Source organism: Desulforhopalus glucosivorans (assembly GCF_054397165.1).
This window is the reverse complement of sequence record NZ_AP044854.1, coordinates 3,114,890-3,140,000: the sequence shown is the minus strand read 5'-3', so window position 1 is coordinate 3,140,000 and position 25,111 is coordinate 3,114,890. Positions and strand designations below refer to the sequence as shown.

Annotated in this window: 17 protein-coding genes (1 of these 17 only partly in view); 8 read left to right on the top strand and 9 right to left on the bottom strand. The window is 42.4% G+C overall.

Going from position 1 to position 25,111, the window contains the following annotated elements:
• Window positions 1–1,576, bottom strand: partial view of an ATP-dependent chaperone ClpB gene (clpB, locus tag ACX6CI_RS13615; protein ID WP_458774192.1) — the 5' portion only. The gene continues 1,028 nt to the left of window position 1, outside the view; only the first 1,576 of its 2,604 coding nucleotides appear in the window; it begins with the start codon at window positions 1,574–1,576; its stop codon lies off the left edge, out of view.
• A 203-nt stretch (window positions 1,577–1,779) separates the two neighbouring features.
• Window positions 1,780–2,121: an IscA/HesB family protein gene (locus tag ACX6CI_RS13610; RefSeq protein WP_458774191.1), complete on the bottom strand. Its 342-nt coding sequence runs from the start codon at window positions 2,119–2,121 to the stop codon at window positions 1,780–1,782.
• Window positions 2,122–2,693: 572 nt separating this feature from the next.
• Between ACX6CI_RS13610 and ACX6CI_RS13605 the strand changes: the two genes are divergently transcribed.
• Window positions 2,694–3,803 carry a 6-phosphofructokinase gene (locus tag ACX6CI_RS13605; RefSeq protein ID WP_458774190.1) on the top strand — a complete coding sequence of 370 codons (1,110 nt, stop codon included), beginning with the start codon at window positions 2,694–2,696 and terminating at the stop codon, window positions 3,801–3,803.
• Window positions 3,781–4,464: an endonuclease III domain-containing protein gene (locus ACX6CI_RS13600; RefSeq protein ID WP_458774189.1), complete on the top strand. Its 684-nt coding sequence runs from the start codon at window positions 3,781–3,783 to the stop codon at window positions 4,462–4,464. Before ACX6CI_RS13605 ends, ACX6CI_RS13600 begins: the two co-directional genes overlap by 23 nt.
• A gap of 48 nt (window positions 4,465–4,512) precedes the next feature.
• Here ACX6CI_RS13600 and ACX6CI_RS13595 read toward each other — a convergent pair whose 3' ends face one another.
• The 4 genes from ACX6CI_RS13595 to rnr form a co-directional block, all read right to left on the bottom strand.
• The gene (locus tag ACX6CI_RS13595) at window positions 4,513–4,866 is read right to left on the bottom strand and encodes a flagellar basal body rod C-terminal domain-containing protein (RefSeq protein ID WP_458774188.1); all 354 of its coding nucleotides are present in this window, start codon (window positions 4,864–4,866) and stop codon (window positions 4,513–4,515) included.
• A 377-nt stretch (window positions 4,867–5,243) separates the two neighbouring features.
• Window positions 5,244–8,540, bottom strand: coding sequence for a BTAD domain-containing putative transcriptional regulator (locus tag ACX6CI_RS13590; protein WP_458774186.1), 3,297 nt, complete (start codon window positions 8,538–8,540; stop codon window positions 5,244–5,246).
• Complete coding sequence (locus tag ACX6CI_RS13585) at window positions 8,537–9,295, bottom strand: RNA methyltransferase (protein WP_458774185.1); 759 nt, start codon at window positions 9,293–9,295, stop codon at window positions 8,537–8,539. The genes ACX6CI_RS13590 and ACX6CI_RS13585 overlap by 4 nt, the downstream gene beginning before the upstream one ends.
• A 164-nt stretch (window positions 9,296–9,459) precedes the next feature.
• Entirely contained in the window at window positions 9,460–11,670 is a 2,211-nt protein-coding gene (gene rnr / locus ACX6CI_RS13580) for a ribonuclease R (protein WP_458774184.1), read from the bottom strand.
• A 253-nt stretch (window positions 11,671–11,923) separates the two neighbouring features.
• On the opposite strand from rnr, the gene ACX6CI_RS13575 reads away from it, so the two are divergent.
• Window positions 11,924–14,029, top strand: coding sequence for an HD domain-containing protein (locus tag ACX6CI_RS13575; RefSeq protein WP_458774183.1), 2,106 nt, complete (start codon window positions 11,924–11,926; stop codon window positions 14,027–14,029).
• A gap of 193 nt (window positions 14,030–14,222) precedes the next feature.
• Here the strand turns inward: ACX6CI_RS13575 and ACX6CI_RS13570 are convergent, their stop codons facing one another.
• Window positions 14,223–14,771, bottom strand: a complete 549-nt coding sequence (locus ACX6CI_RS13570) for a TSCPD domain-containing protein (protein ID WP_458774182.1) — start codon at window positions 14,769–14,771, stop codon at window positions 14,223–14,225.
• The gene (gene aat / locus ACX6CI_RS13565; RefSeq protein ID WP_458774181.1) at window positions 14,716–15,450 is read right to left on the bottom strand and encodes a leucyl/phenylalanyl-tRNA--protein transferase; all 735 of its coding nucleotides are present in this window, start codon (window positions 15,448–15,450) and stop codon (window positions 14,716–14,718) included. Before aat ends, ACX6CI_RS13570 begins: the two co-directional genes overlap by 56 nt.
• A gap of 554 nt (window positions 15,451–16,004) precedes the next feature.
• On the opposite strand from aat, the gene ACX6CI_RS13560 reads away from it, so the two are divergent.
• Entirely contained in the window at window positions 16,005–17,768 is a 1,764-nt protein-coding gene (locus ACX6CI_RS13560) for an AAA family ATPase (protein ID WP_458774180.1), read from the top strand.
• A gap of 81 nt (window positions 17,769–17,849) precedes the next feature.
• On the opposite strand, the gene ACX6CI_RS13555 is transcribed toward ACX6CI_RS13560, so the two are convergent.
• Window positions 17,850–18,269 carry a VOC family protein gene (locus ACX6CI_RS13555; protein WP_458774179.1) on the bottom strand — a complete coding sequence of 140 codons (420 nt, stop codon included), beginning with the start codon at window positions 18,267–18,269 and terminating at the stop codon, window positions 17,850–17,852.
• Between the two features lie 474 nt (window positions 18,270–18,743).
• Between ACX6CI_RS13555 and ACX6CI_RS13550 the strand changes: the two genes are divergently transcribed.
• From ACX6CI_RS13550 to ACX6CI_RS13535, 4 genes are all read left to right on the top strand, one after another.
• Window positions 18,744–20,708: a TolC family protein gene (locus ACX6CI_RS13550; RefSeq protein WP_458774178.1), complete on the top strand. Its 1,965-nt coding sequence runs from the start codon at window positions 18,744–18,746 to the stop codon at window positions 20,706–20,708.
• Window positions 20,709–20,908: 200 nt separating this feature from the next.
• Window positions 20,909–23,062, top strand: coding sequence for a type I secretion system permease/ATPase (locus tag ACX6CI_RS13545; RefSeq protein WP_458774177.1), 2,154 nt, complete (start codon window positions 20,909–20,911; stop codon window positions 23,060–23,062).
• A complete protein-coding gene (locus ACX6CI_RS13540; protein WP_458774176.1) occupies window positions 23,059–24,450 on the top strand; it encodes an HlyD family type I secretion periplasmic adaptor subunit in 1,392 nt (463 codons plus the stop codon). The genes ACX6CI_RS13545 and ACX6CI_RS13540 overlap by 4 nt, the downstream gene beginning before the upstream one ends.
• A complete protein-coding gene (locus ACX6CI_RS13535) occupies window positions 24,447–25,043 on the top strand; it encodes a response regulator transcription factor (protein ID WP_458774175.1) in 597 nt (198 codons plus the stop codon). The genes ACX6CI_RS13540 and ACX6CI_RS13535 overlap by 4 nt, the downstream gene beginning before the upstream one ends.
• Window positions 25,044–25,111: the final 68 nt, after the last annotated feature.

The following is a 25,111-nucleotide window of genomic DNA, read 5'->3' as shown; positions in this document are numbered from 1 at the left end:
GAACTTCCTGGAGGTTACTGTTTGCCTCCTCCAGTCTTTTTTCAAGCTCTACTCTTTTGCCATACCGCAATTCAGCCACAAGGCTCAGATTTCCAGAACGTTCTGCTCGCTGTTCTTCTGCGTGGCATTCGTCGATTTCCTCTTTTATTTTTCTGATACTTTGGATCGTGTCGCTTTCAAGTGTCCATTGCGCCTTCAGGGACGTAAGGGAATCATTGAGGTCACCGAGCTTTCGAGTTATTTCCTCAAGACGCCCCAGTGAAACCTTGTCCTTTTCTTTTTTAAGAGCTTCTTTTTCTATCTCAAGTTTGATTTTCTGGCGTTCAAGCTCGTCAATTTCAACTGGCATTGAGTCGATCTCAATACGTAACTGCGAGGCAGCCTCATCAATGAGGTCGATTGCCTTGTCCGGCAGAAATCGATCGGTTATGTATCTGCTCGAAAGGGTGACTGCTGCCACCGTAGCGTTGTCCTGTATCCGGACTCCATGATGTATTTCATACTTTTCCTTGATACCACGAAGAATTGCGATCGTGTCTTCTTCTGAAGGTTCCTGTACAAGTACTGGCTGGAAGCGACGCTCGAGAGCGCTGTCCTTTTCAATGTATTTACGATATTCATCTAAGGTTGTTGCTCCAACGCAGTGCAACTCACCTCGGGCTAGAGCTGGTTTTAGCATATTTGAAGCATCCATTGAGCCTTCAGCCGCACCAGCACCCACAAGTGTGTGGATCTCATCTATGAAGAGGATGATCTCGCCAGCCTTTTCTTCAACCTCTTTAAGTACAGCTTTAAGACGATCTTCAAATTCTCCACGATACTTTGCACCCGCCACAAGGGCACCAAGATCGAGGGTAATTACCTGCTTATTTGCAAGGGTCGCAGGAATATCACCGTTGACAATCCGTTGGGCGAGCCCTTCTGCGATTGCTGTTTTTCCGACTCCTGGCTCTCCAATAAGGATTGGATTGTTTTTAGTTCTTCTGGAGAGTACCTGCATAATACGTCGAATTTCTTCGTCGCGGCCAATTACAGGGTCAATCTTTTCCTGTTTTGCAAGTAGCGTCAGGTTTTTGCCGTATTTTTCAAGGGCCTGGTACTTTTCTTCCGGATATTGATCTGTCACTCTGTGACTCCCTCTAAGTGTAGAAAGGGCCTGGAGAAAGTTTTTCTCATTGAGCCCACGTGTTGCAAATCTTTTGTTTAATGTCGATTTTGTATCTCTTAGAAGTGCGAGGAAAAGATGCTCACCGCTTACATAATCATCCCCCATATCACTTGCTATGGATAGAGCTTGATTTAGAGTTGAGTTCAGTTCCTTGGATGCATAAACCTGTCCTGCTCCAGCTCCTGAAACCTTAGGCGATTCAGTAAGAGCTTGATTGACTTCCATTAGAATGACAGAGGCATCGAGGCCGGTCTTTAGTATGACAGGTGCGACGATACCCTCAGGTTGGGTCATGAGCGACGATGCAAGGTGGGCTACTTGTATTTCAGGGTGCCCCTTAGTTTGTGCGAGTTGCTGTGCGCCTTGAATTGCTTCCTGCGCCTTTATCGTAAATTTGTCAAATTGCATGATTATCTCCCCTTTATAGTGAAAACTTTATTACTTCCCCAAGAAGTATGCTTTTTCTATTTCAGTGAAGATTATAAGGCGCCTTCACGTCGTGTCAATAATTTGACACGACGCGAAGAGCAAAAAAAAACGAACCATTGTGAAATGGTTCGTTTTTCTGATATTTGTTACAATATCAAACAACTAGGTCGTAATGTGTTGAATCAACCGCATCCACCGTCCCCGCAAGATCCAGAACTACAACCACCGCCAGAACTCATCGGGTTAACAGAGGTGATGCCGAATCCTGAACGTGGTCCAGCGTCAACATAATCAACAGTAATTCCACCTGTGGTGGTCATTAAACTGTCTTCAACCAAGAATTTAAGGTCATCGTTATCGAATATTTTATCGCTATCTTTTGGCTCATCCAGAGCCAAACCCAAAGAGGGACCAGCTCAGCCGCCCTGCATTAAGGCAATACGTAGAGCAGAGTCGATATTATTCGCCTGCATATATTCTTTAAGTTTAGTAACAGCAAGATCTGTTACAGTAAAATCTGACATGAAACGCCTCCTTGTATTTTTCTTACTAAACAACCCCTCTAGACCAGCATCTGCTTAATGTCGAAGAGCATAACTATTTGTACTAACCATAAGATGAGATGCCGAATAGTCAATCATCTGGTCAATCACGATAGTAGTTCTTTTGATCTATGCAAGTTTTTTCTTAATTTATGATCTCATTTTAGTCGGAATGTGTAAAAAGAGACTGTGAAATCATATGAAAATATCGATTGAACCTTTTGCAAAAATAGGATTTCCGTCCAAGACTAAGGCCTGTGAAAAATTTTACCGCAGGCATATAGTAAATATTCCGAGGATAAAATTTTGAACAAAACGAAAATATTGGGCGCAAAGACATTTTCGCAAGTGGCTCGATTATGTTAATTTATTCATAATATAGATTTAATAAGGGTGGAATTGTTTTTTATCTATATTATTAGTCTTAGGATACAGTGAGATCTCGTTTGCATGTTTTTATGAAGATTAGCATAAAAACATATAAGATATGTTTGATAAAAATATTAGGGCTTTTATGAGTGAAGGTCTGGTCAATAAATCATAAAGGGTAAGAAATGAAAAAAATAGTTATCTCAACCGGAGGCGGGGATGCGCCTGGACTCAATGCTGTGATTTATGCAGTGGTTCATGCCTGTGCACGAAAGGGCTGGGAGGTGTATGGCAGCCGGAATGGTTATGCAGGATTTTTAGATATTGATGATATGATCCGTTTGTTCCCAAGAGATGTTGAGGGGATTTATGCAACTGGGGGCACTATTCTTGGCTCAACGAACAAAGGCAACCCCTTTTCAAGACCGGTTGAAAATTTGGCAGGTGAGGTTCAGATTATAGATATCTCAGACAAAATATTGAGCAATTTTAATCGAATGGGTTTTGACTGTCATATTGCAATCGGTGGCGATGGAAGTCTTGATATTGCCCATAGATTTGCCGAAAAAGGGATGCCGGTTATTGGGGTGCCGAAGACCATAGATAATGACCTTGAAAAAACCAATCGAACCTTCGGTTTTGATACCGCCGTTGCAACTGCAACTGAGGCTCTGGATAAATTACATTCCACGGCTAAATCGCATAACAGGGTAATGGTTGTAGAAGTAATGGGACGTGACTCCGGTTGGATCGCTCTTTATTCGGGCATATCCGGTGGGGCGGATGTCATTCTGATACCTGAAATTCCATTTGACATGGATGAGGTCTGTGCAAAAATTTCAGACAATGAACTCCGTGATAAGGATTATGCCATTGTAGTTGTTGCAGAGGGTGCGGTGACAAAAGATGGTCAGCGTTTTAATAAGGGTAAAGGGGAACTCGGAAGGGATGAAGTGGTGCTTGGTGGAGTAGGGGAGTGGGTAGCCGCTGAGATCCGTGCCAAAACTGATAAAGATACCCGGTCTCTTGTGCTTGGTCATCTTCAAAGAGGCGGCTCTCCTACAACGTTTGATCGACTGCTTGCATTGCGATTTGGCGCGGCTGCTGTACGTCTTGTGGAAAACAAAGTCTTTGATCATATGGTAGCTCTTAATGATTCTACCATGGATTCAGTACCCATAGCCGAAGCTATCAAGATGCGTAAAAAAGTTGATCTGAACAGTGACAAGATTATGACTGCCAGAGAAATTGGGATATGCTTCGGTGATAAGGATGTCCGGGGTCAAGAAGATTAATGTCTGTACTCCATATATGAAAAATCAGTATACTGAAGTCTATCAGCTTCTTTTTGACCATTTCGGGCCTCAGGATTGGTGGCCCGCAGATAGCCCGTTTGAAATTATCGTCGGTGCGGTTCTCACCCAGAATACCAACTGGTCAAATGTCTCAAAGGCAATTGATAATCTACGGGAAGCGGGTTTGCTGGATTATGCTTCTCTAAAACTCTTATCTGTAGATGAGGTTGCGGGCTATATACGTCCTGCTGGCTATTATAATTTAAAATCTAAGCGCCTTAGAAATCTCCTGGATATGATTGAGGAGATCTATGACGGTGATTTAGATCTTTTTTTAGAGGATAGTCATGGGGCGTGTCGTGAAAACCTTCTGTCGGTAAAAGGAGTTGGTCCTGAGACTGCTGATGCAATTGTACTCTATGCATGCAATCACCCAGCTTTTGTGGTTGATGCGTATACGCACCGGGTGTTTAGTCGTCATTCTCTTGTCGATGAAGAGACTGATTATGAATCAATGCAGGATCTGTTTCTGTCTAAACTACCAGAAGATGTAGAACTGTTTAACGAATACCATGCCCTGATTGTCAAAACTGCCACAACCTATTGTAAAAAAAATAACCCCCTGTGCGAAAGGTGTCCGCTACAGGGGGTTAATGAATGAAATTGGAATCTTGGAGTGTATTATCGGGACCCTGAAAAATAAAAAAAATTAAGCCTTTAGTTTCAATAATTCCCCTGCCATTTCATTTACTGTTTCGATGGTTTTGAGATTTGCCTTATATAATGTGTTATTGAGATTCATGTCTGGAATTTCGCTGCCAAGGTCCACATTGGAGAGTTCTACCTGATCGTATCCGTCGGTTGTCTCTTCGTAAACAAGAGCACCAGGCGTATCTACCTTTTGTACCTGTGCTTTTACACCCGCAGGCTCTGTTGTCTCATTGACTACCCTGGTTCTTTTGAACTCATTGGTATTGGCATTAGCAATATTATTGGAGTTTGAGTTGAGTCGTGTTCCAAAAGTTTGTAATGCAGATAATGCTGAATTATATGCTGATATCATAACGTACTCCAATACAGTTTAGTACCTTACTACAGAAAAGCTGTCATAAAAAAACAAGAAAACTGGAGAACCTTTTAACATTGTGAATTTAATATGACTTCCAAGGTACTTATCCCGTTTATCGTGGTTAGTACCTTATGAATTCATTTTTTGTTTTATTAAAATGAATGAGGTGAAGGCACTTATCTCGGCTTGTTTTTTTGTTCACCGAGGTTGTTTACTTATCATTTCAATTTGCAAAAAATGAACCATAAACAATTTTTCTTCTCTTTGTAAAAAATCAAATCATATTAAGAGATTATATGAGGTGTTGTTGCTCTCCACCTTTCTCTTTACCATGCAGTAGTATGGGTAGTTTCAGAATCGAAATTAGAGTTTCAGCTGTGGTATTGGTTAGTTTGTGTCTTGGCCTGTCTGGTGATGGCACCAATAAATTCTAAAACTTCATCTTCCGTGTACTCTGCCTTTAGGAGTGCTTGTTTGTACCGCTGCAGGGTTTCACGCGCCTTTAGAGGACTGTTTTGCTTGAGGTGGAATTGATACAACAGTGACGTGAGTTCCTCTTCAAGCGGATTAGTGAGGAGTACTCTTTCGAGGAACTGGATGACCTCATTTGTAAATGCAGTGTTATCAAGGTTTTCAGCCCATGTTGTGGCTATACTGATCAGTAGATGACTGACTTCATCATTAAATTCGAGGGCCTGATCGCTTTGAAATATATCTTCAGGCATCCCGCCCTGCCATAGGGAGAGGGCCGTACGTAAAGAGTTCTGAGCCTGCCACCAATCACTATTTTTACAGTGGGACAGACCTACACGGGCTGCTTCAATAAAATCCAAAGCATCAATATGATAGTTGGTCAGACAGAGTATCCCTTTTTGGATATAGAGGTAATGTTTTACAGGATGAGGAAGCTGCGGGGCCAGGAGTTTTCGTAGTCTGGTAAGCAAAGTGTCAAAACTTTTTCTGGCATTTTCAGGCGAACTGTCAGGCCATAGGGTGAGCTGGATTTTTTCCTGTGGTATACGCTGTCCCTTAGAGGTGATGAGCAGACCCAGTAATTCTCTTTGGAATGGAGTGAGGTCTTTGGCCTGGAATAAGACCTTATCTCTAATTTTGATTTCAAAGCTGTTAAGCAGAGTAAATTGCAACAGGGGGATTGGAGTCCCATCCTCTGAAAAATTGTGTTGTAGACGCCTTTGAGCTAAGGTTATGGAAAAATATTTTTCTATATCTCTTTGGACGGCAAGGCTGAGAAGCTTTGTCATCATCACCGGTTCCCAGCCCCAGAAGTGGTTGTAACCGTTTATTTTCATAAGGGATAAACCTGCTTCCAGGTCTTCAAGGGCAGATTCCGGGTTTATGCCAATGAGTTTTGCATAACTCCTGGTAATGAGACCACAGATGGTAAGGTAGGTGGATGGGATTGACTGGGCAATGGCAAGACCTTTTTCAAGGTGAGTCATCGCCTTGTCGTGATCATTTAATCGAATATATATTGAGCCAGCTATAATGTAATTAAAGGCGATATAAAATGGTCCACCAGCCCGGTCTCTTTTTTGAGTGGCTTCTTTAATTGCATGCAATGCCTCATTATTATGCCCAGTGAGTGCCAGGCCAAAAGCCTGCCATTGAAGAAGCTGGCTGTGCATATGGTCCGTTGCTGCGGTAAAGGTTACGTCGAGCCCTTTTTCCAGAAGTTCGAGGGCTTTTCGTGGCTGTCCCATGGAGAAGTAGGCGCTGCTTCCCCAGACATAGAGGTATGGGGCAGCGACCGTTTGTTCTACGACAGGTTTTGCGACAGTTTGTTGCAGGGCTAGTTGCTGGGCATTAAAATTCTTATGATCCCCACTCATTGACAGGTAGCAAAGGTTAATAATCCGCATGGTCAGTCGGTTGGATTCACCAACTAAAGGATTGTTAAATAGAGAAAAACAGAATTCTGCCTCCCGCAGGAACTTGGCTCTATTTCCACTCAGTAGCTCAATATAGCCTTGGATAAACTTTGTGGAGGCGATGAATTTTTTGAGTTTATGTCGTGTCGCCAAGGTTGCAGCAACCTCAATATATTGCCTTGCCTTGACCATATCCCCATTAAAGAAACAGAACCCTGATGCAATGTTTCGAGCGGCCATGATAATAACTGAAGGGGGTAGTGATTCTTTCGTGTTCTCAAATAATTGCTCTGTTCTTGGAAGTAAGTCGGTTCCTTCTCTGTACTTACCTGAAATCACAAAGTGGAAATAGATGGTTTGGGAGAGTGCAATGAGTTCTCCCTCTTCTTCTCCGGCTTGTTTAAATTGTTTACGAGCCTCATCCCAAAAAGGAAGAGTCGTTTGGGGGGCATAGTCTACCCTGAGTAGTCCTGAGTAGAGAACAAGCCATCTGTATTTAAATAAGGTCGTATGTTCTATACCCTGGAGTAAGCTTAAGATGGTGAGCGTTTTATTTTTCGTTATTAGATCCATCCCCTTATCCCGGAGGATACGCGCCATTGCTTCAAAGTCGCCGCCATATTTATAGGAGGTGAGGGCCTTGTCTATCTGTTGTTTGTCAAGGTAATATTTTGCTTCTGACTGGTAAATATTCTGGATTTCTGCAGGAGATAGCGTCAGCCTGGCACGTTGTTGCAGAAATTCCTGGAAAAAATGATGGAATCGAAACAGCTGATACTCATCATCGAGGCGGTAGATAAAATAATTGTCGTGTGTAAAAGCTGAGAGGATAAGCTCAAGGCCCTCTACTCCCGTAAGTGTTGTTGCTAGATCAGCTGGAATCTCGTGTAAAAAGCTGAGGATTAAAAAAGCGTTATGGAGGTTTTCCGGGACCAGATCAAAAATCTCATCTTGAAAATAATCGAGCATATGACCAGTGTCAGGTCCGGCAACTTTGGCAGGATCTCGGTCCTGCCAAAAGTTGGATCGACCGGAGATTGGATGACTCGCCAGTATTATCCCCATAATCCAGCCATTGGTAAGGCTTAGTATTTTTTGGGAATCCTGGTCACTGATATGCTTCCCTAGTACATCGTTGTATAGATTTTCGATCTCGTAATTAGTTAATGCAAGATCGCTGGTATTGATATAGGCAATCTGGTTTCCGTTACGAACGGTTTTTCCCTTAATTTCCAGTGGGTGCCGGGTTATAAGGACAAAATGAACCAGTGGCGGAGCCGAGTCTATCAGGTATTCAAACAGGCCGTTACTTAAGTTCGTGAACTCAATACGGTGCATATCGTCAAAGACAAGGTAGATATCGTCTTTAAGGGAGCGGTTTAACTCCTTATAGAGATGATCAACGCATTTTGATAGATCGAGGGGACCGATACTTCCTTCGCTAAGGATGTTTTTAAGCTTATCACAGTTAAAAGCCGGGAGGTTGTTTTCTAAGTTGACAATGAGCGAAGAGATCAGAAGTACCGGATCCGAGTCCTCAGGACCAATCTGGTACCAGGTATATGTAAGGTCGTGTGTTCGCAAATATTGCGAAACAATGGTTGTTTTCCCCTGTCCGGCCTGAGCTTCTATGATGATAACTTTTTTTCTATTTTCAGGGGATGGGAATTTTTCGTTTAACAGAGTTGTGCGCCAGAGAGATTGTGAATCGTCAATGTGTGGCGGGTAAAACTTATTGGAGGGCAGGGTGATGCTTGTTTGAATCTCACCTGTTTTCATGGATCACCACTATTTAAGTTGCTGTTGTGCTGGTATAAATTAAATTTTTTACAAACACCTCTGATGATATTTGCATCCTTTGCTGTAAGGCGCAGTCGACCAAGCAAGTGTCTGATATTGCTCATCCAGTGGTTATGGCTTATTTCATCCATAAAATTAATACGCGTGAGAACTTCTTCCATGTGGCTGTACATACTCTCAAGCTCAAATGTAGAGGCAAGTTCAGGGGCGGGCGCGAGGTCTTTTTGCTGGTGGACAATAGCGTAATGGAGCTCGTAACAATGAATGGCCACGGCTTGAGCTAAATTAAGTGAGGCAAAATCAGCAGTGGGGATAGCTGAGGTCATATGGCAGAATTTAAGATCATCATTGGTGAGTCCCGCATCTTCGGGACCAAATAAAATGGCAATCTTATTGTTCGTTATTTGCGGCAGGAGCTTATCAACCATTTCCCGTGCAGTTTGTTGAACAAAACGATGACGGCCTCGACGGGCTGTGGTCCCGACAACGATTGAGAAATCGGCAAGAGCGCTTTCAACATTTGCAAAAATTGGCAGGTTATCAATTAAGTGGGCAGCCTTGTGGGTTGCCATTTTGGCCATTGGGGCTCGCGGTGGCATGGTGTCACTCACAAGAATAAGCTGATTGATTCCCATGTTAAAGGCAACACGGGCCGCTGCTCCAATGTTTTCTGCAACTCTTGGGCGCACCAGCACAATAGAAATGGAGTCGAGTGGGGAGGACTGCTTGGCCATATAACCACGAAAGGATAAGTGTTTATGTTACATGCTGTTTTGCAGTGGGGATTATGTTGTATCCATGACATAAAACAGCAACATAACGTAAGCATTACTCACGAATGATGCTGTTTTAATAATGTAGGTTATGGACAAAAGTCAAGTTAAATTGAAAGCTTTGCCTATTCCTCAGGGGCCATCTTAAATGTGAGCCTCTTCTTAATCTGGTCAACATTTACAAGACAAACCTGCACAGAATCACCTATTTGATATGTTGTGGCAGAGATTTCTCCAAAGAGTCGGTAGTTCTTTTTATCAAGGATGTAGTAGTCGTCTGTCAATAGCTCAACAGGAACAGCACCGCTGATACAAAGTTCATCTAATACTATATAAATACTGTTTTCAGTTACTCCCGAGATAATCGCAGAAAAATGCTCTCCTAGCTTATCTTTCATAAAAGCGATTGTCAGCCTGTCATTCATATCTCTTTCTGCAGTAACAGCGACTCGCTCACGGCTGGAAAGAAAGGCTCCCGCCTCTTTGTATGACTCTGTTTTGTTTTTATTCAGTATCTCTTTTGGATGTGCACCGCATAAAAAGAGAAGAAGACGATGAACAATAAGATCGGGGTATCGCCTGATGGGTGAGGTGAAGTGGGTATAGGCAGAGGCTGCAAGGCCAAAATGGCCACTATTTGTGGCCGTGTACTGTGCCTGCTTGAGGCTTCTTAAGAGTAAGTTGTTAACTATATATTCGTATTTTGTGTTTTTAAAGTTACCGAGGGTATTTGCAAACCAACTGGCATCATTGGTAAAGGGTTGCAGAGGAACCCCCAGGGTTTTCACAAATGATAAAAATTCTTCAAGTTTTGACTCGTCCGGCCGCTCATGGGTGCGATACAGTGCTTCTATATCTTTTTCCAGGAAAAAACCGGCGACGGCCTCGTTGGCGGCAAGCATAAACTCTTCAATAATCTGATGGGCAAAGTTCCGTTCTGCCTTGGAAATTGAAGTGATTCGACTTTCTGTATCAAGGTTAAAAAACGGTTCTATCAGATTGAAATCTATGGACCCGCGTTGTGTACGTTGCTCACGCAGGACATTTGCAAGTTCTCCGGCCCACTTTAAATGCAGGAGAAACGGCTTATGCTCTTTTCTTATCACTGGATCTTCTTCAACTAAGATCTGGTGTACAGTTGAATAGGTAAAGCGTTTATGACTGTGGATGAGTGAGCGATGAAAACTTTTTTTAATAAGCTTTCCAGCTCGATCAAAATCAAGGATTGCGGACACCGTATATCGGTCCTGGCCGGGAACAAGACTGCAGAGATCATTTGACAGCCTTTCCGGTAACATTGGGATCACCCGACCGGGGAAGTAGATGGATGTTCCACGTTCATAGGCCTCAGTATCTACGGTAGATCCCGGGGTAACATAATGGCTGACATCAGCTATCGAGACATAAAGGCGAAAGCCGGATTTGTTTTTTTCGACACAGACGGCATCATCAAAATCCTTTGCGGTGGCCCCGTCTATAGTCACATGTTGTATTTTACGAAGGTCGAGCCGCTCACTACCCAGTGGAAAGGTGTCCTTAAGCTTGTCCATTTCTTGGAGTAGTTCGTCGCTGAAGGTATGGGGGAGGTCATGGCTACTGATGACCATTTCCATCTGAGTATCAATTTCACTGGAATCACCGAGTATCTTTATCAGTTTACCCGACAGTGTTTTCGTAGGTTTCGTTGGTCGTTTGTACTCTGCAATGACTGCATCACCGTTTTTTAACGGTAGATCCTGTCTTTCTTTTAGACTCACCTTGAAAGGAAAGCGTGAGTCATCGGGGTGAACAAAAATCTCATGCCCACTTACGGAGACAACCCCGCAAAGCTGATTTATTCTTTTTTCAAGGATGTCGACTATCGCGCCCTCTGAGCGTTTTCCTTTTTTGGCAAAAGAACCAACCACAAGCACAGTGTCGCCATGAATGCAGCCAGCCATTTTTGATGGGGGGATAAATAAGTCATTATCGAGTTTTGGTGTTTTTGGAGAAACTCCATGGGGGATAACAAAACCAAATCCTTTGGGATTTTGAGAGATTGTTCCTTTGTATAGGGGGGCAGATGGGTGGATAGCGTAGCTGTTTTTTCCTGTTTTTTTCACAACACCATTTCTGACAAGTTTTTCTATGGCGGCTTTTGTTACTTTTTTATCAAATTTTTTTATGGCCTTTTTTGTGAAAAATTCGGGCATGGTGAGGGTGCTGTGACTATGATATAAGATTCGCACCAATACATGCTCTGCACTTTCTGCATGCAGTTGTTGGGGTGTTGCTTTCGTTCTTTTTTTAGAGTGAAACGATGAGAACTTTTTGTTTGGATTTCTTTTTTTTGACATTTTATAAATTTTGTTTTCTCCCAAGGGAGAATTTTGTTAAGCTGATTTTTGTATTTTTTCAGAGTAAGGGTAATGTTATTGTTCTGCAAATAAAGAGAGTTAACGCATAGGTTGTTGTTCAACCTGTGTTGTCCTTTTATGGACTGAGTAATATATTCAAAATTCGCTTGTTCACGACAGGTTTATTCCCCCCAGGGTGATGATTGGGGACGGTAGCTCTGCCATATTAGTTTCTTTTTAACTTTAGGTTAGTATGCGTCACATTCCTTTTGATCTTGAACTGTACCGCAATCAAATGCAAGAACTGATTGGTGATAAGGATAATGTTGATATCTTTTGGTCAGCATTGGATTTTGCGGTGGATGCCCACGATGATCAGTGGCGTAGATCTGGTGATGCATATATTCTCCATCCTTGCACGGTGGCTAAGATCCTCGCTGAGGAGATGGATATTACTCATCCCGAAATATTGTCTGCTGCATTACTCCATGACACGGTTGAGGATGTTGAAGAGGTTACTCCAGAAATTGTTGAGCGTGATTTTGGCTCCTATGTTCGTGCTATCGTGGAAGGATGCACCAAGGTAACCCATGTCTCCGGAGATAAGCAGGCAAACAGTCGTCATACCCACCGGAAAATATTTACTGGAGCAGCCCTGCGGCCAGAAGTAATGCTCGTTAAGCTTGCAGATCGTTTACATAACCTGCGTACGCTTCAGGCCATGCCCAAGGCAAAGCGTCAGCGTATTGCTGATGAAACCATAGACATCTATGCTCCTCTGGCAACCTTTTTCGGTTTGTTTAATATGAAGAGGGAGATGTATAATCTCGCCTTATTGTATAAATATCCTAAGCAGGGTGCACGAATTAATGGTCATATTAGACAGTTACGCAGGTCTCCCCTGGGGCTGGAAATAGTTGAGGGGCTTGAGAAAACAGCCCAAGAACATGATTTCGGTTGTAGAATAAATATCCGGACAAAGAAACTATGGGCTTATTATGATGTAAGCAGCCGGATTTTAGTAAAGCGGATCGATACACCACTTGAAATACTTGTCGTGGTCGATGATGCCTCCGCCTGTTATCGTGCACTTGGAATTGTAAATCAAACCTATAAGCCAATCCCCAGGACTATTAGGGATTTTATAGCCAATCCTAAGCCCACTGGCTATCAGGGATTACACGCCCGGGCCATTATCGAAGGTAAAAAATTCCTCTTTAAAATTCGCACCCAGGAGATGGAGCGAAAGGCCCAGAAGGGGTTATTCCGTGGATGGACCTCAAAAGTGACGGGCCAGGCGAAGTTTTTCCGTGAAATTCAAGAGATGTTTGATGTTATCGGCTCTGAAGATTCCATCTCCTATAGGGATGTTATTGCGGCTAGCAGTATCAAGGAAATGTACACCTACACTCCTGCTGGAGATCTTGTCTGTTTGCCTGTGAAATCGACTGTTCTTGATTTTGCTTTCAGGGTGCATACACAGATTGGATTGACCTGTCTTGGAGCAATGATTCGCAATAAGCGGGTGCCGGCGTCCCATGTACTAACTGATGGTGCAATGGTGAGGATTATACGTTCCGAGGAACCGGTTCGCTTTGAGCAGAGTATTCTTGCAAAGTGCAGAACAGCTCGTGCTCGAGGTGAACTCGCCAAGACATTTAGGTTAAGAAGAAGGAGTGTTACCCAGGAGATTGGCGCATCGATGTTGAGACAAGAGATGCTACGATATGGTATTCCTTTTGACCTTCTTGCAAATGAGAAAGCTACTCTTGTTTTTAACAAGCATTCTGTTAAGAGTCTGGATCAGTTGCATGTCAGTATTGGAGAGGGAAGGGCACGTCTTAAAGAGGTTATGGGGAATATTGTAAATCTCCTGCTTGGAGGCGTTTCGCCACTGGTCACACCGACTGGAGCATTTAACAATATTGAGCTTACAACCCTTGATCCTGTTTCTGTAAAATTGTCTTCATGTTGTAAACCAAATCCTACAGAAAAGGGTAATTGTGCTCTTCTAACAATTAAGGGATTGTCAGTTCATGATAAGCGGTGCGAGCGTTTTAAGAAGATCAGGTTTCAACGGGAAGATGCTGTTAATGTGTTCTGGAGAACGAGAAGAACGAATGTTCGAAAACGGCAAATATTACATATTCTTAAAGCTAGTCGTAAAGAGATGATGCAGGCTATACGGTTTGCACCGGAGAGAATGCAGCTCCAAAATCTTGAACTGTTGACCAGTTATTCTTCTGTAAATCCCGCATGGGAGTTAACCTTTAAAGTACCTAATCTGTATGTATTGCAAAAAGTGTTACGACACTTTGATAAGACCCATATACCCTATGAATTTGATCTTGATTGTTAGTCTGTAATATCTGTCTAGTTCACATAATGTCTGGCAATTTTTTTTGATACGTCCCGTGACTATTACGTTAGCTGTAAGATATAAACACACATCGGTAACATTCTTTACGGGATGACCTCCTTGTGGCTGGAGCCTAACCATCTGGGTGTTTTCTTTAGCAGTATCGGTTCAGCCCTTCCTGCTGTCGTCTATCTTATAGTTGTTGTTCTTTATCAAATCCATTGAAATTCTTGGAATATTTGGCAAGAATCCGTCCCAACATCTCCGGAAGATCATTAGGTTGGCGAGAGCTTTTTTGTAGCTGGATTAAGGTCTTGTCCAATGTGATGGATTCATGCATGAAGATATGGCGAAGGATGAGGGAGATGAGTCTGGTGATTGTGGTAAGATTTGAAATTCTTGACTGCAGGTGTTGATCACGGTCAAAAGCTGTGGAGGCAAATATCTCAACAGGATCACCTTCTAACTCACTCACCGATACATACCAGGTGTTACGTTCCCGGTCTGTGGTGCGATACCGAACACCATCGAGTACATCGGGTAGTTCCTGTACTGCGACTTGATCACTTTCTCTGAGAGTCGAGACGTTGCTTAGATCAGCAAGATGTTGTAATTCATTTGGGTCTTTAGCTATGATTTCAACAACACTGCTGCATGAAGAGCAGAGTTGGGCACTATTCACAGCATTAAGTTTTTTCTTCTTGCCGCAGAGGTCGCAGGTTTTGTTTTGTGTTTTTTTCATCACTATACCAATTGTCTTGCGGTGAAATATCGCCGATATTTAATTTTAGCAGTGACTGAAACTCACTACCATCTATCTCCCTTGCTCCAAATCGTAATAAATGATTCGTTGTCATCTGGCAATCAATCATTTGAAAGTTCTCTTTTTTGAGGAATTCGACAAGGGCAATAAGCGCAAATTGTGACCCGGATCGAATCCTGGAAAACATTGATTCGCCAAAAAACACCTTACCAAGAGCAATGCCATATAGGCCACCTACTAAAATGTCATCTTGCCAGCATTCGACAGAGTGGGCAAATCCAAGGGAGTGGAGTTTGCTATATGCCTCTGTCATTGTATCAACAATCCAGGTCTCTTCTCCTGATTCGGTGCGAATAACAGCACATTGGTGAATAACCTCCTCGAAGGCTGTATCCCTTGTGATGGTCAGGTTACTCTTTCTATGGTATCGCAAAACCCGTTTTGGTATGTGGAATTCATCCGGAAAAATAACAAGTCTTGGGGAGGTGAACCACCATAGTAGCGGGTCACCTGCAGAGAACCAGGGGAATATTCCATTCTTATACGCAAGTAAAAGTCTCGCAGGGCTTAAATCCCCACCCACTGCAAGCAGGCCTGAATCTTCTGCAAGATGGGTAGGTGGAAATTGAATGTCTTCTGTTAATTGAAAAACCGGCATTGTCACATAATGGCAAAATATTATCTAATCCCGGTAAACGGGATAGGTACGTGTAAGTACTGATTGCGCTTGTGTTTGTTCGTTGCTTTTTATTACCCGATTGAGCGAACACTAATCGACGTTTTGATGGTAGGTTGCTCTTACGTAAGGCTTTAAAAAGTCTTTGACTAGTGTACCATTCTGCGTAAGAGAAAAAAAGTGATCAGAATTAATTGAAATAAAAAGGTTATTTTTCATTTACACTACTCTCAGGTGGTATAAGAATAGTATTTTTCTTTATAAGGCGAGTATAGTATCATTAGGCTATCATTAAGAAGATACTTAAGTTGCACTCAAAAAAATGTTTTAAGTGTTCTACTCCAGAAGATCTGTATGAAAAACAGGGAGGCTGGACGTCATTATGAAAACATAGTTGGAACAGGTACCAGATAGCGAATCTCGCGAGGCCTTTGACTTACTTATCCTGCTAACCGGGGTTGGTTGAATATCCAAGGTAAAATTTAATAATCATAATTTGTATAATGACAGAGACTTCTTTACATACAGACGCTTCAGTGAAATCGCCGTTTCAGGAAGAGATCGTTTTAGACAATTACTACGCATCTTCAAATGCAGAACATGTGCTTCACACTATTCGCCAGGCAATTGCAGATGGTGTGAGGTTACTGGTTTTATCAGGGGATGAGGGTAGTGGAAAAACCATGATCTGCCATAAGCTTGATCAGGATCAGCAGAACATGTTTACCACAGTTTTTTTCCCAAGGACTGTAGACTCTTTTGAGGATGTTGTTCGTATTGTCGCTCTCGCACTAGGTCTCGAACCACAGCTGAGTGGAGAAGGGCGAAGTGTGGATGTCCTGCTTGGTGAAATATCTGAATCACTGCTTACAAAGAGCGTTCCTGTACTTCTTATCTTTGATGAGGCTGAAAATATCTACCTGGCTACTCTTGAGCGAATTCGTAAGATGCTTGATAGGATCTCCAGTGCTGGTGGTCTCATTCATGTTCTGTTTGCAGGTAGAAAAACATTCATGGAGAACAGTCAGCAACTTTCGATGTGTGATTTTCAAAATAACGAAGAATATCACATTGCTCTCGCTCCTCTTTCGGAGGAGGAGACTGAAGACTATCTATATCACTGTAGCTCAAAAATTTCTGGTGTGGATGGTGGCGCTATCTATACTTCCGAGGTGATTCGAAATATTTTTGAGGTGAGTGGTGGGAACTTTCGGATGACGAATATCCTCGCCGAAGAAGCATTGCACAAAGATGGTGATGATACTTCTTTTATGGTTCTTCTTGAAAATGTGAAAGAAAAATCTGGAGAACAAAGTCGCAATGTTGGCTTTATGCAACTTGTAAAGGAGTATGGTGAGCAGTATAGATCATATATTCCATATGCGGGAGCAGCTATAGGTGTCGTTGTGCTGAGTCTTGTTTTTTTGTCTTTTGGCAAGAAGGCAGAGGTTGTTCAGGAGTCAACAGTCACAGAAGTTCAGGTTGTTGAACAACCTGTGGTCATCAAAATTGAATCTGCTAAAGAGAGTGAAAAGGATGGCTCACATACTATCAAGGTTCCTAATGCTGCACCCGTAAAAGAAGTTGATTTAAGTGCTTCTGGAGCCGCCAAAGAGACTGTGATAGCGACTACGACGACCCCGGATGCAGAAATCCCTGAGGTTGAAATTGATGTTGAAGAGCAGACGAAGTTCTCTGCACCTGTGAAAGAGAATGTTCCGGTTGTTACAGAGAGGGCCAAGAATAAAATCGTCGTTGAGGCTGAAGTGGTGGAAGAGGTTGTTAAGAATACTCCTCTGCCTGTTGAAGAGATAGAGGTTGTTACTCTGCTTCGTGATGTTTCATCCAAAAAACGTCCTGGAAGACTGCCGAAGACTACACAGGTCACGATCAAAGAAGAGATTCAGAAAGAAAAAAACAGAAATGAGGTAAGAGAGGTTATCGCCAGTAATGCTCATTTTACTGTGGAACAGTTGTATAAAAAAAGGTTAATGGCTGGAACTCCTTGGTATAACGGCCAAAAAAATGACAAGTTCACCGTTCAGCTTATGGTTCTTACTTCAGAGACAGCAGAGAAAAATCTGAAGAAAATGTTGCGAGAGGACAGGTACAGGCAGGAGGCTGGTAATTTCTATATTTTTAAGAAATTGTCTACTTCTGACACAATCTTTGTCTTTTATGGCGAATATGCAACCATTGCTCAGGCTCGATTGGCTCAAAATAGTCTACCGCGCTTTTTACGAGATCATAAACCCTATGCGATCTCTGTCAAAGGAGCAATGACGAAGGTGAGGCGTTAGTCCCATGTCGTAGAGCATAATAAATACATGAATAGTTCAGAGGTAGCGTAAGGTCACGCTACCTTTTTTTATGTTGGCAGTTTACCAGGTTCCGGTGTTTTCCATAGAGGCCCAAGGCTCTTGTACGGGAAGCTTTTCTCCTTCCTGGAGAAACTCGATTGAAATCTGGTCTGGAGTTCGAATAAATGCCATATGCCCATCACGTGGTGGGCGGAGAATAGTTACTCCCTTGTCCATAAGATTTTGGCAATAATCATAAATGTTCTCTACACTAAAGGCCAGGTGACCAAAGTTTCGTCCATCTGTGTAAGCCTCTTCCTGATCCCAATTGTAGGTGAGTTCAACCTCCGGCTCTCCGGGGTTAGTTGCAAGATACACAAGAGTGAACCGAGCTTCTTCATAATCCTTCCTTCTTGTTTCAACCAGGCCAAGGATATTTGTAAAGAAATCAATAGATTCATCTAAGTTTTTTACTCTTACCATAGTGTGTAGAAATTTCATTATTACCTCAAGTGTAATGATTTTTTATCGTAAATATCGTTCTTACCAAAATTAGGATTTAAGATAATCATTGTAGATAGAGATATACAGTCCCTTGCCTTAAAATATCTTTTGGAGGTGCTGGCATGGCGCTATTAGATAGTGAATCGTTGAGGCAATAGTAGGTCAGGTAATAGCTGTTGACAACAGTATATCAGTAATTTATATATGGACGAAATTTACTTGTGGAGCTGGTACGGATATTGTAATTGTATTGGGGCGGTTTCATAGGTAGTCGGTCCCTATCTCATTATATTTACAGTATCTTTACCTGGGTTTGGTTGACATCTATGTTTTTCGTGATAAAATTTCCGCGTAGACGAAAGTGTGCTTCCGGATTAGCGAAGAGTCTTTTCCGCATATGCGTAAATAACAGTGTGGTATGTTTCGTAGCGTATCTTGTTTTAATATAACCTTAAAAGGGAATAGTACATAATGTCATTTTTTCTTTGTTCGGGGGCGATAAAAAGAGCGATCTCCGTTGCTTTTGTCTCAATTTGTCTCGCACCAGCTGCATTATATGCAGAAGCTCAAACTAGCGCCGAACCAGTAACCTTGCAGCAGGTATTAACGGATATTACCCAGACCGATCCTTCTATACTTGAAGCTCTAAAGCAGTATGAAAGCGTCGTGGCAGAGCGATCAATAGCAACGAGTGAGTACTATCCCACTATTGGTGGTGAACTCTCCACTGGGCCAGAAAGAACCGATGGTGTCTCCACAGACTTCGAAGAAAAAAACCTGATTGCAAACAGAGCAGCTCTTTATGCTCGACAAAACTTGTATAAAGGTGGAGGTACGAGTGCCTTTGTTGATGAAACTGATGCTCGTATTCATGCTGCCGCATATGAAGTACTTAATGTTGCAAACTCGGTGTATCTCAATGTCGCAGAGTCCTATATTAATGTTATAAAAGCTCGTAATTTGCTTGGTATTGCTGAAAAGAACGCCTTGACCCAGGAAAGAATAATGCGTCAGGTGAGGGAAAAGACAGAGGCAGGCTTTAACCGGGTTTCCGAATTATATAACTCAGAGTCGCGTTTAGTCCTTTCCAAGGGTAATTTTATATCCAGACAACAGGACCTGAATCAGGCTCTTGTATCTTTTCATCGCCAGTTTGGTCGTGTTCTTGAGCCTTCTCAATTTGTATTACCTGACCCTTCATTTCATGTTCCAGGGACACTGCCTGAAACGGTTCAGATTGCCTTTGACAAGCATCCAGCACTCAAAGTAGCACAGTACAATATTGAGAAAACTAAATACTCTTATAAACGGTCTAAATCAGCCTATTATCCGACTCTAGATCTTGAACTAAGAGGGGAATACCGAGAGGATACAGGTGGAGAAGAAGGTGAGACTAACCAGAGTGGGGCCTATTTGACTTTAGGCTATACCTTCTTTGACGGTGGCCTGAGAAAAGGTGCAAAAGAGAGGGATCGTTATGCCATGAGGCAGGAATATCAGCGATCCTATATTGAGAGACGAAATGTTAATGAAACTGTTCGACTCGCATGGAATATCATGGAGGCGGAACAGCATAAAAAAGAGTATCTCAGTGAGCACGTTACCCTCAGTGCTAAAACGCTTGGTGCCTTTAAAGAAGAGTATTATGTGGGACGACGTACTTTGCTTGATCTGCTGAATATGGAAAATGAGTATACTGATGCTGAAATGTCACTTACTCAATCTCAGTTCTCCTACTTAACTTCGCAGTACCAGCTCATGCAGGCTACAGGCGTTTTACTTGCAGTGCATGATACCGGTATTCGGGAGATGCTTATCCTGCCAGACGAACCAATTGGTGATGATGTATATGCCAAAGATGAGTATAAAGATCTCGGTATAGAGAGTAACCGTGATAAAGACACCATCGTAGATACTAAGGATCAATGCGACAACACGAAGGAAGGGGCTGCAGCGAAAATATCCGGTTGTGATAATGACAGTAGTAATAAGACTGGTTATCCCCATGAAGAAAATTGGCAGTTTTCGCCATATATAACAGCAGACGATTATTCTGCTCCCATTGAAGATTCTCAGTTGGGTGCAGGTAAAAATAGTGGGGCTGCTCCAATGCATCTGACCTTGGAAGTTCGAGCTGACAGCAGGCTGTTGACTGCGCAGGCAAGTGATGAACTCGACGCATTTGCAGCTCAGCTTGCAGGTGATCCTGCGTCATCGGTTTTGATTGAAGGTTATACTGCATCAGATAATGATACTGCTGAGAATTTGGAGTTATCTGAGAAAAGAGCAAAGCTTGTGAAGGACTTACTCATTAAAAAAGGTGTAGATGCGTCTCAGATTGATGCTGTTGGAAGAGGGATCGAAAATCCTATTGCCAGCAATGACAGTCGTGAAGGGCGAAGAATGAATCGCAGGGTTGAGATATCTGTGAGATAAATCCAACGGGCCGGTTTCTAACTATTTATTTATCTTAAATATTTTCAAGGGGACGTAGCGAGGATATTTGACAAAATTGACCCATTATCGTTTAATATTATATAGCTCGCCTATATATTGATATTCCCCCTGGAGCTTGAGTAGGCTGACCTTATCTCACTTCAGGGGGTTCTTTGTTTAAAGGATTGATAAAGGTTCACATGAGTAAAAACATACACTTAGATCCTCTGCTACTTTGTTTGGTGGCCTTAACCAAGCTTGATAAGAAGCCCGCTTCAGCGGAGTCGCTTGTTGAAGGACTTCCGTTTGACCCTACTGAAGAAAAACAGAGACTCTTCAGTGTAAAAAGCTCTAACTCAAATTTTTCAAGAGCGGCCAACCGGGCAGGGTTCAATGCAAGTTTGCAACAGCGGAGCATTGATTCTATTCCATCTGTGGTTCTCCCAGCTATCCTCATTCTAAAACATGATCACGCCTGTGTTTTAACCCATATTTCTTTTGAAGAACGGACTGCAACGGTCATTATTCCTACGGTTGATGACACCCCCCGTTCCATTTCCCTTGATAAGCTGGAAGAGGATTATCTTGGTTATGTGTTTTTCTTGAAACGACAGTATGATGAAAGTGGGCAGGATAATCTGATCAATCAAAGTTCATCCAATTCTCACGAGAACTGGTTTTTTGGGACTTTATATCGGTTCAAAGGAATTTATGGTCGTGTTGTTATAGCGTCACTTTTTATAAATATCTTTGTTATAGCCGGTCCTCTTTTTACCATGAATGTGTATGACCGTGTTATACCCCATAATGCGATAGATACTCTATGGGTGTTGGCTATAGGTATAGGGCTTGTATACTCTTTCGATATTGTATTAAAATTTATCAGAACGATGCTGCTTGAAACAGCGGCGAAAAAGAGTGATATAATTCTCTCTTCTGTTTTATTTCAACACGCCCTGAATATAAAAATGGTGGAGCGCCCACGCTCTGTTGGGGCATTTGCGAGTAACATAAGAGATCTTGATGGAATTCGTTCGTTTTTTGCGTCCTCTGCGCTTACCGCTTTTATTGAATTACCCTTTTCTGTCATCTTCCTGCTGGTAATCTACTCGATTCATCCAATCCTCGTTTTACTGCCGCTCACCGTCATCTGTGTTCTTTTCATCGTTACAGTTCCGATGAAAAATTCTATCCAGAAGATTGTTGATACAACTCATGAATCAATAGGAAAAAGAAACAGTATTCTCGTTGAATCTTTATCTAACCTGGTCACCATAAAAGCATTTAATGCAAGTAGTACAGTCCAGTGGCACTGGGAGGAATCTACGGGAGATATTGCATCGAAGAGTCTGCGATCACGGGTGAGGTTTAGCTCTCTTTCCACTCTTTCAGCCTTCCTAACCCAGGCCTGCTCTGTTCTGGTGATTGTTGTTGGAGTGTACCTTATCAGGGCTGGCGAGTTGACTATGGGTGGATTGATCGCTGTAAATATTCTTGCGACACGCTCTATTGCTCCATGGACTCAGGCCGCAACACTACTTACAAATTATCAGCAGATGAAAATTGGTTTGCAATCGCTTAACACTTTGATGGCCAAAGAAGAAGAACGGCCTGCCGGGAAGCGCTTTATCAGACGACCGGATTTTAAGGGAGATATTGAATTTAGTGCAGTAGATTTCACCTATCCCGATGAAGAAAAAAAGGCACTAAAGAACATCAACTTTAAGATAGCGGCTGGGGAGAGGGTCGGTATCATTGGTCAGGTCGGTTCTGGGAAGTCGACTATAAGCTCGATTCTGATGGGCTTTTATGAAGTGGAAAGCGGAGCTGTTTTTATTGATAACCTTGATATTAAGCAACTCGACCCGGTTGATCTACGGCACAGTTTTAGTTATGTCCCTCAGGAGGTCACTCTTTTTAGTGGAACTGTGCGCGATAATATAACTCTACCTCTACCTCACGCGACTGACGATGAAATTGTAAAAGCATCAAATTTCGGTGTTGTTGGTGCGCTAACTAATAGACATCCGTTAGGGATGGATCTCCAGGTGGGGGAGAGAGGGTTCAATATTTCCGGTGGCCAACGCCAATCGATTGCCATAGCTCGGGCGTTTATAAAGGAGAGTCCCATTATACTCCTTGATGAGCCGACCAATGCCATGGATCACAATACGGAGATGAAGGTTATCAAGAATCTTAAAGAGGCGACAGAGGGGAAGACCACAATTATCATAACCCATAAACCGTCTATTTTAACAATTGTAGACCGTTTAATAGTCATTGATGATGGTGCTATTGTTATGGATGGCCCTAAAGATGAAGTACTTGCAAAACTCGGAGGCAAAAAACTGTGACCTCAGACCAAGACCAGCCTGTTCCTGTCGAGACAACGAGTAAAACTGAGTCTTCTCGCAAACAGTCACAGAGGTACAGCAAAAAAGATGTTGAGTTCATGAATAGCCTTAGTGGAGCGATGCTTGCCAGCAATGCAAGCCGTTTGAACGGACTGCTCTATGTTATATGTCTGGTCGTGATAGCTTTTGTGACGTGGGCATATTTTGCAGAACTCGATGAGCGGACAAGAGGAATTGGTCGTACAATTCCATCGCGTCAAATACAGGTCGTGCAAAACCTTGAGGGCGGTATTGTAGAAGAAATTCATGTTTTTGAAGGCCAGTTTGTAAAAAAAGGGACGATCCTTGTCACCATAGATGATACCGGGATTGGTAGTTCCTTTAGCGAGAGTGCGAGTAAAATTAATGAGCTCCTTGCCAAATCTTTTCGGCTCAAAGCTGAATCAGGTCTTGCCGCTTCAATGGACGAATTCGAGACTGACTCAACAATGACCGATCTTATGGCAAATGAGAAGCGGTTATATCAATCACAACTCAGGCAGTTTGCAAACCAAAAATCAGTGTTAGAGCAGCAACTACGACAACGAAAGATCGAATTAGCAGATGCCCGACAGGATCTAACATCTTTTCGCGCTAGTAAAAAGATGATTAACAGGGAAAGAGCACTCAGCAAGCCTTTGCGTGACAAAAACCTCATTTCTGAGCTTGAATTTCTGCAGTTGGATCAAAAGGCACTTGAAAAAGATCAGGAGATTGATCGGACAAAGAAAAAAATCGAAAAATTAGGCTTGCAAATTATTGAGGCAGAACAGAAGATTAAAGAACTGGAAGAATCGAGACGAGCTGATGCAATGGAAGAGCTTAATGCAGTTATGGCTGAACTCGACAGACTCAATTTTATGCAGGTTGCGATTGAAGATCGAGTAACAAGAACCAGTGTTCGGTCCCCAGTTGATGGAACAGTGAAACAACTTCTTATCAATACTATCGGTGGCGTACTGAAACCTGGAATGGATATTCTTGAGATAGTGCCACTAGATAAGAGCGTAATTGTTGAAACCAAAATAAAACCATCTGATATTGCGTTTATATTTCCTGGTCAAAAAGCAATTTTAAAATTCACGGCCTATGATTTTGCAATTTATGGAGGGCTTGAGGGGGAGGTGACGCACATCAGTGCTGACACAATTACTGATGACAACGGAGAAGAGTTCTATCTCGTACGAATTAAAAGTAAGGACAATTACCTGGGATCTGAAGATGATAAAAAACATATCATAATAGGTATGACGGCTCAAGTAGATATCATTACCGGCAAGAAGACGGTTATGCAATATCTTATGAAACCGATACTCAGGGCAAAAGATAACGCTTTACGCGAGAGATGATGCAAATACGATGCTGTAGTAAAGATAACAAGCTTATAGAGAGATTGATCGGATTGTATGGCTCGGCAAATGTTACCAGAGTTGATGATATTGAATTATTCAAAAAGGATAGTTCCCCACATAGTGACGTTACGATTGTTGATTTGAAATATACGGAGTTGCCAAAAGAAAAAAATATAGAATTTTCAGTAGTTGTCCTTACTTCACTTCCAACGTTTGCAGAGGCCTTTACCCTTTTACAACTCGGTATACGGGGATATGGTAACCGCCAGATGCGTCAAGTCAATCTCAAGCAGGTTATTGATAATGTTAATGATGGTCAAATCTGGTTACCTCCGGACATTATCTCCAAACTGATTGATGTTGTTGGGCATGGAGAAAAAACAGGAAAAGAAAAATCAAGGGACAAATTACTTAATCGACTGAGTAAAAGAGAACAGGAAGTGGCACTCTTTGTTGCGAAAGGAATGTCAAATCAGGAAGTGGCAGATACAATGTATGTTAGTCTTCGCACTATAAAAGCTCATCTCAGTTCTATATATGATAAAACAGGTGTTAGAAACCGGCTAGAACTTGGTCTTGCACTTTCGTAATTCTTGAAAAGAATTCTAGGTGTAACTGCTCTTTCTTCATCTCTGCCATTCACAGTACCATAAAAAGC